The organism is Luteibacter sp. PvP120, assembly GCF_054055715.1.
Map to the genome: position 1 here is coordinate 165,789 of NZ_JBSRXP010000003.1, position 11,833 is coordinate 177,621.

9 protein-coding genes are annotated in these 11,833 nt (G+C 68.5%); 2 read left to right on the forward strand and 7 right to left on the reverse strand.

Annotated features, from left to right (window positions below):
• Positions 1–37 precede the first annotated feature (37 nt).
• Positions 38–1,105 carry a GGDEF domain-containing protein gene (locus ACVKN3_RS08015; protein WP_285405345.1) on the forward strand — a complete coding sequence of 356 codons (1,068 nt, stop codon included), beginning with the start codon at positions 38–40 and terminating at the stop codon, positions 1,103–1,105.
• Here the strand turns inward: ACVKN3_RS08015 and sodC are convergent, their stop codons facing one another.
• The 4 genes from sodC to ACVKN3_RS08035 all read right to left on the reverse strand — a co-directional run bounded on the left by sodC (position 1,106) and on the right by ACVKN3_RS08035 (position 5,080).
• Positions 1,106–1,633, reverse strand: coding sequence for a superoxide dismutase [Cu-Zn] SodC (gene sodC / locus ACVKN3_RS08020; protein WP_285405343.1), 528 nt, complete (start codon positions 1,631–1,633; stop codon positions 1,106–1,108).
• 81 nt (positions 1,634–1,714) lie between these two features.
• Entirely contained in the window at positions 1,715–2,416 is a 702-nt protein-coding gene (locus tag ACVKN3_RS08025) for a pseudouridine synthase (RefSeq protein WP_285405341.1), read from the reverse strand.
• Positions 2,413–3,477: a class I SAM-dependent methyltransferase gene (locus tag ACVKN3_RS08030; protein WP_354514509.1), complete on the reverse strand. Its 1,065-nt coding sequence runs from the start codon at positions 3,475–3,477 to the stop codon at positions 2,413–2,415. The genes ACVKN3_RS08025 and ACVKN3_RS08030 overlap by 4 nt, the downstream gene beginning before the upstream one ends.
• Before the next feature lie 49 nt (positions 3,478–3,526).
• Positions 3,527–5,080 (reverse strand): protein adenylyltransferase SelO, encoded by a 1,554-nt coding sequence (locus tag ACVKN3_RS08035; RefSeq protein ID WP_354514507.1) that lies wholly within the window; start codon positions 5,078–5,080, stop codon positions 3,527–3,529.
• Between the two features lie 149 nt (positions 5,081–5,229).
• On the opposite strand from ACVKN3_RS08035, the gene ACVKN3_RS08040 reads away from it, so the two are divergent.
• Positions 5,230–5,937, forward strand: coding sequence for a hypothetical protein (locus tag ACVKN3_RS08040; RefSeq protein WP_285405335.1), 708 nt, complete (start codon positions 5,230–5,232; stop codon positions 5,935–5,937).
• Here the strand turns inward: ACVKN3_RS08040 and ACVKN3_RS08045 are convergent.
• The 3 genes from ACVKN3_RS08045 to ACVKN3_RS08055 form a co-directional block, all read right to left on the reverse strand.
• Positions 5,847–7,523 (reverse strand): putative bifunctional diguanylate cyclase/phosphodiesterase, encoded by a 1,677-nt coding sequence (locus tag ACVKN3_RS08045; RefSeq protein ID WP_354514505.1) that lies wholly within the window; start codon positions 7,521–7,523, stop codon positions 5,847–5,849. The genes ACVKN3_RS08040 and ACVKN3_RS08045 overlap by 91 nt on opposite strands.
• Before the next feature lie 70 nt (positions 7,524–7,593).
• On the reverse strand, positions 7,594–9,900 hold the full coding sequence (gene gspD / locus ACVKN3_RS08050) for a type II secretion system secretin GspD (RefSeq protein ID WP_354514503.1): 2,307 nt from the start codon (positions 9,898–9,900) through the stop codon (positions 7,594–7,596).
• A gap of 662 nt (positions 9,901–10,562) precedes the next feature.
• A complete protein-coding gene (locus ACVKN3_RS08055; protein WP_285402242.1) occupies positions 10,563–11,828 on the reverse strand; it encodes a substrate-binding domain-containing protein in 1,266 nt (421 codons plus the stop codon).
• Positions 11,829–11,833: the final 5 nt, after the last annotated feature.

An 11,833-nucleotide genomic window follows, 5' to 3' on the forward strand; every position in this document is an offset into this window, starting at 1 on the left:
ACCATCGCGGACACCATGTCGCGCCGCGGGATACCCCATGAGGACACCCTGGCACGCCCTCGCGGGCGGCTTTCCCGAGACGCGCCTGCTGGCTTCGGTGGCGGAGTTCACCCACCATCGCGACATCGACGCACTGGACCACAGCCTGGTGCTTTCCCTGGCCGAACTGGTGCCGGTCAACAGCGTGACGCTGTGCAAGCGCGGCGAAAGCCTGCAACAGCCGATCGAATCGATGGTGGTGTGCTCGCGGAAGACTGAAGGCGGTTTCGTCGTCGACGCCCTGGAGCCCCCGCGCGAGGGCGACCCGGTCGACAGCATCGTGTGCGCCATGGAAACGCTGGAAGTCGTCAGCGACGTGACCGACACCGGCGACTGCCGCCTGGTGATTCCCATCCAGCGTGAATCCTCGGCCATCGGTGCGCTGATGCTGGAGGCGAACGATTCACTCGACGCCGTGCGCGTCATGATCGAAGGCTTCGCCCGTATCTACGGCAACTACATCGCCCTGCTCAACGAGAGCGAGCGCGACAAGCTCACCGGGCTATACAACCGTCGCAGCTTCGAACAGCGCCTGCGCCGCCTGCTCAAGCTCAGCCGCCAGCGGGCCCGTGCCGCGGTGGGTGGCGAGGACGAGCGTCGCGGCCGCGACGACGATAGCAAGATCTACCTCGCGATCCTGGACATCGACCACTTCAAGCGGATCAACGACACCTACGGCCATGTCTACGGTGACGAAGTCATCCTGATGCTGGCCCAGCTGATGCGAGCCAGCTTCCGCCAGAGCGACGTGCTGTTCCGCTTCGGCGGCGAGGAATTCGTGATGCTGATCGCCGCGGAAAACGAAAACGTGGCGCACTACGCGCTGGATCGTTTCCGCCAGTTCATCGCCGACCACGCGTTCCCGCAGGTCGGCCATGTCACCGTCAGCATCGGCTACGCGCGCATCACCGAGAACGACTACCCCGAGATCGTGCTCGACCGGGCCGACAAGGCGCTCTACTTCGCCAAGGAAAACGGCCGCAACGGCGTGCACGGCTACGAAAGCCTGGCCGAACGGGGCCAGCTGGCCCCGCCGGTGGCGCTGGGCAGTATCGACCTGTTCTGACTAGGGCACCACACCGCAGGCGATACGCGCACCGCCGCCGCCCAGCGCTTCGGGCTGGTCGGCGTAGTTGTCGCCCCCGGCGTGGATCATCAGGGCATGGCCCTTGAGCGTGGCAAGCGAGGTCAGGTGCGGCGCGGTGACCGGCGTGGTGTCGGTGCCATCGGCGCCCACGTCGATGCGCGGCAGGTCGCCCTCATGGCCCATGGCCTCCGGGCCCGCGTGCTTGCCGGTCTTCGCCGGATCGTAATGGCCGCCGGCGGCCAGCGCGGCGCCCTTCTTGCCATCCTTCTCGCCCGGATCGCAGCTCGGCTTCTCGTGCAGGTGGAACCCGTGCTGACCCGGCGGCAGGCCCTTCAGGTTCGGCGTGAATACCAGGCCCTTCGCGCTTTCGGTCACGGTCACCGTGCCGACCGACGCACCGGCACCCTGCGCCGTGACGGCGGCCAGCGGCACCACGAGGCTCTTGTCCGCGGCATGCGCGGCGGCACACGCGACCAGGCCGGCAACAACGATAGCGATCTTCTTCATGGCGCACTCCTTGGGTTCGGGACCTTCCAAGGGATAGTGCATGCGGCGTGGACGGAGCGTCCACGCCGGCACCCGTGTCGCTCAGCCGCCGAACATCCGTGCGCGGTCCGCGTCGTCGAGCGCGCGCCACTCGCCCACCGGCAGGTCGTCGAGCGACAAGCCACCGAGCGTGGTCCGTTCCAGGGCCGCGACATGGTTGCCGACTGCCGCGAACATGCGGCGCACCTGGTGGTAACGGCCTTCCGTGAGCGTCAGGCGGGCCCGCCGCGGGCCGAGCACGTCCAGCGTCGCCGGCAGCAAGGGGTCGGTCTCACCCTCCAGCATCAGGGTACCGGCCGCGAAGATCGCGGCTTCGTCGCCGCGCAGGTCCTCGGCCAGCGTGGCCTCGTAGACCTTCGCCAGCGAGGCCTTGGGCGAGATGATCCGGTGCAGCAACGGGCCGTCGTCGGTGAACAGCAGCAGCCCCGAGGTGTCGCGATCCAGCCGCCCCACCGTCGACAACACCGGGTTGCGCAGCGCGAAGCGCGGCGGCAGCAGGTCGTAGACCAGGCGCCCGACGTCCTTGCGCGAGCAGGTATAGCCGGTGGGCTTGTTGAGCATCAGCAGCAGGCCCTGCGGCGGATCCAGGGGCTGGCCCTCGAAACGGATCTGGCCGTGTTCCACCTTGTCGTCGGCGTACAGCACCTCGCCGTCGGCGTCGGTGACCGCGCCTTCCCGGAACAGGGCGGCGACCTGCTTGCGACTGCCATAACCAAGATTCGCCAACAGGCGGACGAGTTTCATCGACGGGGCTCCTGTGCTTCGATGACTTTGAAGCCGTCGCTGTCGACGACCCTGTGGACGCGGGCGAACGCCGCGTCGAGTGCCGTCTCGTAAGCGAGGTGGCGATTGGCGACCATCCAGAACCGGCCGGTGGGCGCGAGGCCCCGCGCGGCGGCCGCGATGAATGCCCGGCCGAGTTCCGGCTGGTCCGCGCGTCCCTGGTGGAACGGCGGGTTGGACACGATCACGTCGTAACCGGGCGCGATGCCGTGGGTCACGTCGGCCCACTGCACGGACGTGGCGACGTCACGCCCCGCGTGGCCCACGGCCGCGGCAAGGTTGGCACTGGCCGGCGCAAGCGCCCGGCCTTCGGCTTCGTAGAGATCCGCGGCGACGATGCCCGGGCAGCGCTCGATGGCGGCGCACGCGAGATAGCCGAAGCCGGCACCCAGATCGGCCAGCCGCCCGCGCAGGTCCACCGGCAAGGCCGCGGCCAGCAGCGCCGAGGCGGTGTCGACGCGGTCCCACGCGAACAGCCCGCGCCGGCTGAGGAAACGCCCGCCCTCGATGGCCGTGGGTGCGTCCAGCGCCAGCCACGCCTCGTGCAGCACCGGGTCGGGCGTGCTGCCGGGCCGGGTCCAGAACACCCGGCACTTGTGCTTCGACAGCTGGCCATCGAGGCCGGCCAGGGCCGTCAGGTCGCCTTCGGCCGTCTTCGCGCCTTCGCTGTTGGGCACGGCGGCCACCACGATGCCGTCGCTGCCGGCGCACGCCAGCGCCTGGGCGAACAACGCGCGGGTTTCCTCGCGTTGCCGGGTGGGCAGCACCATGACGACGCGGAAACGCCCTGCGGGCGGTTCGGCCACGACCTCGAAGCCGGAGCGCGCCAGCGCGTCGGCGGCCGGCTTGAACGACTGCTGCATGACCCACCCGGGACGGCGGTGCTCACGCAGGGCGAAGCCGTCGCGGGCGCGCAGCATCAACAGGCGCCCGTCGTCCGGCCAGCGCAACGCGCCCGTGGCGAACGGGACGAAAAGTGCCTCCAGGGCGGCTTCGGATGCGGTTCCGGCGGACAACGCCATGGACCTCGGCAGAGTGGACGACCGCCGATTCTAGCGCGAGCGGCCGCGCTCAGCTGCTGCAGGAGAGCATCGAGCAACCGACCCGGTCGCGCGCCCAGTCAGGACGACGGGCCGCAAAGTGCTCGCGCCCCGGCTGCTCGTCGTAGGGACGACGCAGCGTGTCGAGCAACGCGTGCACGCCGCTGTCGTCGCCTTGCTCCGCACGATCAATCGCCTCCTGGGCGAGGTAATTGCGCAGCACATAGCGCGGGTTGCTCGCGTGCATCAGCGCCATGCGCTCGGCCGGTGACGCGCCGTCGTCGCGAAGGCGGGCGGCATAGCGACGCAACCAAAGCAGCATGGCCGGCTCGACGGCGTCGCGGCGGGCGTCGTCGTAGAACGCCTCCGCCACCGTGTCGACGGACGGTGCTTCGAGGTCCAGCGCCGCCAACGCGCGGTAGAAGATCGTCATGTCCATCTCGCCCGCGGCCAGCAGGCCACGCAGGTCCGCGACCAGGCTGTCGTCATCCTCCCGCGCCTGCGCCAGGCCGAGCTTGGCGCGCGAGAAGGCCGCGTCGGTGGCCTCGAACACCTCCACATAGCGCGCCAGCCCGGCCTGCAAGGCGTCGGTGTCCGCGAACAGCGGCGCCAACGCCTGGGCCAGGCGTTGCAGGTTCCAGTACGCCACCTGCGGCTGCTGGCCGAACCGGTAGCGCCGATGCGCGCGGTCGGTGGTGTTGGGCGTCCAGTCCGGATCGAAGTTGTCCACCCACCCGTACGGGCCGTAGTCGATGGTCAGGCCGAGGATGGACAGGTTGTCGGTGTTCATCACGCCATGGACGAAGCCCACGCGCATCCAGTGCGCGACCAGCCGTGCGGTGCGCTCGCACACCTCGGCGAAGAACGCGCCATGGCGATCGGCCTCCGGCAACGCGGCGATCGCCGGGAAATGCGTGCGCACGGTGAAGTCCACCAGCTGCCGCAACAGGCCCGTGTCGTTACGCGACGACGGCAGCTCGTACGAGCCGAAGCGCAGGAACGACGGTGCCACGCGGCAGACGATGGCGCCCGGCTCCAGGGCCGGGTGGCCGTCGTACATGACATCGCGCAGCACCTGGTCACCGGTGGCCAGCAGGCACAGGGCCCGCGTCGTCGGCACGCCCAGGTGGTGCATGGCCTCGCTGCACAGGAACTCGCGGATGGAGGAACGCAGCACGGCCCGCCCGTCGGCGCCACGCGAATACGGCGTGCGGCCGGCCCCCTTGAGCTGCAGCTCCTGCCGGCCGTGATGCGCCGTCAGCACTTCGCCCAGCCCGATCGCCCGCCCATCGCCCAGTTGGCCGGCCCAGTGGCCGAACTGGTGACCGCCGTAGGCCATGGCGTAGCCACGCATGCCCGGCCAGGTCGCGTTGCCGGCGAACACCTGGGCAAAGTCCGGCGTGGCTGGATCGATGCCGAGCATGGCGGCCACGTCGTCGGCCACGGCGACCACGCGGGGCGCGGCCACCGGGGTGGGGTCCACCCAGGAATACGCCGCGCCTTCCACCTGGCGCGGCGCGTTGTGGGTGTCCGGGTCGGCCGGCAGGTCGCGGACGAAGGCGTTGTCGAAACGGAGGGCTGTCATCGGCGAGGGGGGCTGGCGCGTTGGAGGGTCACTTCAATATCCGGTCGGCAGGGCGCGTTACAAGGCGTAGGGTCCGCACGAGGGCCCGATGCCGCACGAGCCGACCGACTCGTGCACACTAGCGCCCCGCCCTCCCCGTCCTGGATTCCATGCGTCCGACCCGCGCCCTGGCCAGCCTGCTCGCCGCCTCCCTGGCCTCCGCCGCCTGGGCCGGGCCGTTGGCTGTGCCGCGCAGCGACAAGACGCTGGTGGAAATCGTCAATGCGACCATGGGCACGCTGCCGAACGCCGTGGATGCCCTGTCGCGCAAGCTGCCCGGCGGCCTGCACGCGACGGCGGACGCGCCGCCCCAGATCGTCCGCAGCCAGCCGTTCGTCACACGCGACGGTTACCGGGTCAGCGCGTTCGAGGCGCGCGGTTTCAACGAGGGCGGCGACGTGGCGATGGCCCGCTTCACGTCCATCCAACTCGAACAGCGGCCGTGCTTCCCGCGCGCGGACCTGGCGGAGGCCTTCCACGCCACCGCCTCGGAAACCACCCTGCCGACGGCGCCGTCCATGCTGCCCAACCGTTACACGGTGCTGCAGATGCCCTGGGGGCGGCTGTCGTTCGGCAGTTCGCAGGAAAGCGGCGGCTGCGTCATCGCCATCGTCGGCGATGCTACCGGGGGCGTATCCGGCGCGCGCATGCCGCTGCCCTTGCCCCAGCCGACCAGCGTGCCCGGCATGCCGGACCTGCGCCGGACCTGGCCGATGCCCGCGGACGCCTATTCCAGCGAAAGCACCGCGGCGGGTGCCGGAAACGACTGCGCCATGTGCTCGATGCCGTCCTCGGGCACGGCCGGCGAGAACAGGTAACCCTGCAGTTCGTCGCATCCGGCTTCGCAAAGGAACGCGCGCTGCTGCTCGGTCTCGACGCCCTCGGCCACCACGCACAGGCCCAGGGCCGCACCCAGGTTGGACACGGCACGTACGATCGCCGCGGAGTCGCCCGCCGTCGGCGCCATCTGCACGAATGAACGGTCGATCTTGACCTTGTCCACATCGAGGTCTTTCAGCAGGGTGAGGCTGGAATAGCCGGTTCCGAAGTCGTCCAGCGACACGCGCACGCCCACGCCACGCAGCTGCCGGAGCAGGCTGACCGCGAGGCCGTCGGCGTGGACGATCGCGCTCTCGGTGATTTCCAGCTCCAGGCGCTGCGCCGGCAACCCTGATTCGCGCAGCACGCGCAGCACCATCGCGGCGAAGTTGTCGTCGCGCAATTGCACCGCACTGACGTTCACGGCCACGAACAGGTCGGGCAGACGGGCCACGCGCGCACAGGCCGTGCGCAGCATCCACTCGCCCAGGCGATCGATCAACCCAGTTTCCTCCGCCACGGGGATGAACTGCACCGGCGGTATCTCCCCGAGTCGCGGATGCTGCCACCGCGCCAGCGCTTCCAGGCCGATCAGCTTGCCGTCGCTGGCACGAACCATCGGCTGGTAATGGCAACTCAGGCCTTCGCCGCTGACCAGGGCATCGTCCAGCAGGCGTTCCACATCGCGGCGGTGTTCCAGCGCAGCGTCCAGTTCGTCGTTGTAGAGCACGTAGCGGTTGCGCTTCTTCTTCGCCTCGTAGAGCGCACTGTCCGCCTTGCGTGCCAGCTCGCCGGCGGCCACCGCCTCACGGTCGATGGTGATCACGCCCACCGACGTGCCGACAAACGCGGTGGTAGAAAGCACCCCGAACGGCTTCCCGGCCAGGGCGAGGAAGGCGGCGGCCAGGGCCGCGGCGTCGAAGCCGTCGCGTTCCTCCACCAGCACCGCGAATTCGTCGCCGCCGATCCGCGCCACCGTATCGCTCGCGTCCACCGCGTCACGCAGGCGGACGGCGAACTGCATCAGCAATTCGTCGCCGGCCAGATGGCCCCAGGTGTCGTTGACCTTCTTGAAGCCGTCCAGGTCCAGGTAGAACAGGGCCGAACGCTCCCCGCCCGCGGCCGCCTTGGCGATGGCGGCCTCGATGCGGCCGAACAGCGCCGTGCGGTTGGACAACCCGGTCAGCGCGTCGTGGCAGGCCAGCCAGCGGACATAGGCTTCCGATTCGCGCAACTCGGTGATGTCGGTGATCGAGGCCAGCACGTGCGGCTGCTGGTCCAGTTCGATGCAGGTCTTGCGGGTGATCAGCGTACGCACGCGGCCCTGCGGATCGGTCATCGATTCCTCGGATTCCACCACCTCATGGCTGCGCAACACGGCTTCGTCCCCGGCGGCCATGCGCGCGGCCTGCTCCGGCGGGAACAGTTCGTCGTCGGTACGCCCGAGGACATCGTCCGGGCCAAGGCCGAAATACGCATAACCCATGCGATTGACCAGCACCCAGCGGTGCCGTGCGTCGCGCACGAACATGGCCGTGGGCATCAGTTCCAGCACGGTCGACCAGCCCTGCAGATCGTATTCCACCCGTTCCCCCTTCCCAGAACACGTCAGACGACGTTGGAACGCCCCGTGTGACGCGCGTGTGTGCGAAAAGCTACGGGTAGGCCGCGCCGGTGGACGGTGCGACCGACGGGTTGCGGGTCAGGGGCCGCAGCGATTCGAATTTGCGCTGGTATTCGTCGGTAACCTGCTTGGCCTCGTCGCCGTTGGTGATCACCCGCGGCGTGATCAGCACGATCAGCTCCGTGCGGGCGCGGCTGCGGTTGGTCGTTCCGAACAAACGGCCGAAAACGGGTATCCGGTTGAGCCCGGGAATACCGGTGTCGGTGGTGGTGTCGTTCTGCTTGATCAGGCCGCCCAGCAACACCGTCTGCCCGCTCTGCACGGCCACCTGGGTGGCCACTTCGCGCTGCTGGATCGGGAAGTTACCCGTGGCGGTGTCCTTCTGCCCGGCCGCGCTCACCACCTGGTTCACGTTGAGGTACACCAGGCCACCGGGATTCACGCGCGGACGCACGTTGAGGATCACGCCGGTGTCCTTGTACTCCAGCTGGCCGATGGTGTTGTCCGAATTGGCGTTGGTGTTGATGTAGGTCTGCGTGATGGGAATCTGGTCGCCGACCTGGATGTGCGCCTTCTGGTTGTTCAGCACCACCAGCGACGGCGCCGACAGCACCTTGGTATTGCCGTTCTGCTCCATCGCGTGCAGGGCGACCGAGATATGGTTGTTGACGAACGAATAGAAGAAGCTGTCGTTCGCCGAGTTGTACGTGGCGCCACCATTGCCCAGCGCGTACTGGTGCTTGTTGCCCGGCTGCGTCGGCTGGCCGTTGGTGGTGCCGGTCAATCCTTCGAGGTACCACTGCACGCCGAACTGGAATTCGCCGGTGAGGCTGACCTCGAGGATGCGTGTCTCGATCTGCACCTGCAGCGGCACCGCGTCCAGGCGCTTGATCGCCTGCTCGATCTCGGCCCATTGCGCGGGACGGCAGCGCACCATGATCTGGTTGTTGCTGTCCACCGAGGTGATCCGCACGCCGTCGTCCGTGGTGGTGGCGGAATGGCTCTTGCCCGTGCCGCCACCGTCGCCCGACGACGCGTCACCCGCGCCAGCACCGCCCAGGCCGCCGCTTGCAGTCGAACCGGTCGATCCCGTCGACCCGGTGCTGCCCGCCGTGCCCGACGCCAGCCCGCCCGTGGTCGAACCGCCGCCGGTGCTGCCAAAGGCACCCGTGGTGCTGCCGAGACCCGAACCGCCGCGATTGCCCAGGTCGCTGTCGCCACCGCCCAGCGTACCCGAGGTCAGGCCGGGGCCCACCTTGCCGCCGCGGTCGGTGGCGCCGCCTTTCGATCCGCTGCCGTAGATGTCGGAAAGATAATCGGCCATGTCCGAGGCCTGCACGTTACGCACGTCGTAGACGTACAGCTGAGGCTCGTTGCCGCCGCCATGATCGATGCGGTCGATCCAGCTGCGTACCTCGTCGAGGTACGCCGGCTGCGGGCTGATCACCACCAGCGAGTTGGTCCGCTCGATCGGGATGAAACGCAGCACGCCGGCCATCGGCGTGTTGCCCTTCTCGCCGAAGATCGCATCCAGCTGCGGCTGCAAGTCCTTCACCTGCGCACGCTGCAGGCTGAACACGCCCACCGACATGCCACGCAGCCAGTCCACGTCGAACGTGGCCACCGTGCGCTGGTAGTTATCCAGCTCCGAGGGCGTACCGGCCATGACGATGACGTTGCGCGTGGAATCGGCCAGCAGCGTGGCGTCCGGCCGCGCGAACGGCTTGATCAGCTTCTGCATCTCGGTGGCCGAGATGTAGTGCAACGGGAACAGCCGCGCCTGCAGGCCACCGGCCGGCGCATTGGCGCCCAGGCTGGGCACCAGGTTGCCCGCCACGGCATCCTTCGACGGCACCACCACGTAACGGCCGTTGCTGTGCACCAGCGAGTTATCCGTCCACGACAACAGCGTCTCCAGGATCGGCAGCGCCTGCTCGGCCGTCACCGGCTGCGAGGTGGAAAAGGAAATGTTGCCCTGCACGCCCGGGGTGATCGAGTAGTTCTCGTGCAGCAGGTCGCCCAGGATGGCCTTGACCACCGCCTCGACCGGCTGGTTCTCGAAATTGAAGGTCACCGTACCCGTGCCCGCGGCGACCGGCTTTGGCCTGGCGAGACCCACGGGGCGGACGAACTGGCCGGTACCGGTGGTGATCTGCGGCTGGGTGGTGGTCGGCGTGGAGGGATTGGTCGACGGCGCGATGCGCGGCCGCGGGGCAGGCAGTTCCGTACCGGCCATGGCTTCGCGCTGCAACGATCCATCGTCACGCGGCTGCGGCAGCGACTGGCATCCGGCAAGGGCAACCACGATGGCGGTGGAAAGGGCGGGAAACAACTTCATGAACACAGGCACCCGAACGGTTGGAGACCGAGAGATAGCACGATGACGTGACACGAGGCTACCGATCCCACACGCGATCTACTCCATGACGCCCGGGAAGCACGGTGTAGAGCGCCTGTCGCAAGAAACCGCGAAGCGTTGCTGCATGCATGACCGAGGTCTGTCCCGAAGCCGAAGCTGTCGTCGCTCGCAGGGCGCGGCGATGAGGCGTCGGGTGGTCACCCTCTGCGCTCGGGCAGCGGCCGCAAGCGGCCGAACTCGCTCAGAGGATGACCACCCGACACCTCCCTGACGACAGAGGTGCATTGTGGGGAGAGCAACGCTCGCGACTTCGCCACGGGCGGCTTTGCACCGATCGGCATCGCCAGCGTGGCGCATCCAAGGTCGCCACCGCTCTGCTCTCCACCCACGATTGCCTCTGTGGTCGCAGAGGTGCTGGGTGGTTACGCTCTGAGCGAGTTCGGCCGCTTGCGGCCGCTGCCCGAGCGCAGAGTGTGACCACCCAGTACCTCCTCGCCGTGCCCTACGAGCGACGGGCTCCGGCTCCGGCTCTGGCTTCGGCCTCGAACTCGCGGCATTAGCCGCCCATGCGCGAAGAACAAGAAAAAGGGGCCCGAAGGCCCCTCGTTCGTCACCGGACATCCCTGTCAGCACGCAGAACCTTAGTTGACCACGCAGCCGTTGATCTTGGCCTGGGTCATGTCGGCGTTGGTCAGGAACGCCAGGCCCGTGCCGGCGCCCGCACCGATGGTGACGGTGTTGTTGCGCACCGTGGTGTTGTACGGCGAGAAGAGCACGCCTTGCACCGCCGACAGGTCGGCGCCGTTGCCGCTCGAGTTGCCGAGCAGGTAGGACACGGCGAGGATCGGATAGCCGCTGGCCGGCTTGGCGTAGTTGGCCGGATCGACCAGGGCGACGCACTGCGTGGTGAGCGGCAGCGCGGCGATCGTCGGACGACCGTTGCTGTCGACCGCACCGATCGCCTTGTCGTAGGTCACGGCGACGGCGAGCGGGCCACCGAAGTTCGACGGATTGATGAAGGTGGACGGCGCGGCGTCGTTCGACACGCTGGCGAAGCGAACGTTGCTGGACACGGCGTTGGCCGCTTCCGCGTAACCGATCGAACCTTCCGTGGCGGCAACCGTCGAGACGACGGCCGGGTTACCCGAGGCCGTGACCGAAGCGGCATAGGACGGGATGTAGGCCGCGGCGGCGGTCGCATAGGACTGGTCGGTCTTGAACGCCGTCGCCGTGTTGTTGCCGCCGATCGAGGTGGCACCGCACTTGGCCGACAGGTGGTTCGAGAACGCGAACGACGTGCCGCTACCGTCGGCACGCGAAACGATCGTGATGTTGCCCGTGGTACCCGACGGGATACCGGCACCGGCGAGGCCGGCGTCGTTCCAGGTCTTGATCTGGCCGGAGAAGATCTTGCAGACCTGCGTTTCCGTGAGCTTGAGCGAGGTCACGCCCGTCTTCTTGAACGCCACCGCGATGGCGCCGGCGACGGCCGGAATCTGCACCGGCTGGCCGCTGCTGTGGCCGGAGGTGTAGGCGGTGTAGTCAGACGAAGACAGCGGCGAGTCCGAGCCGATGAAGTGCGGCTGGGCAAGGCCCGTCGCGCCGAAACCGGTCGGCACGGCGGTGGCCGAGCAGGCGGCGTTGACGTTCGCGACCGACGGATCGTTACCGGCCAGGATCTTCTTGCCGGTGCCGCTGCCGGTCTGGCAGTAGGTGGTCGGCTTGTTACCGGAGATCTGCGAGTAAGCCCAGAGCATGGAACCGTTGGCCGGGACGACCTGACGGCTCGACACGTCGAGGCCATAACCGACGGCCGGCAGCGTGGCGCCACCGCCACGGATGGTGGCGCTCTGCGCGACGGCAAGCGACGCAACGCTCATCAGAACAGCGCCCGCGATCAACTTCATGCGGG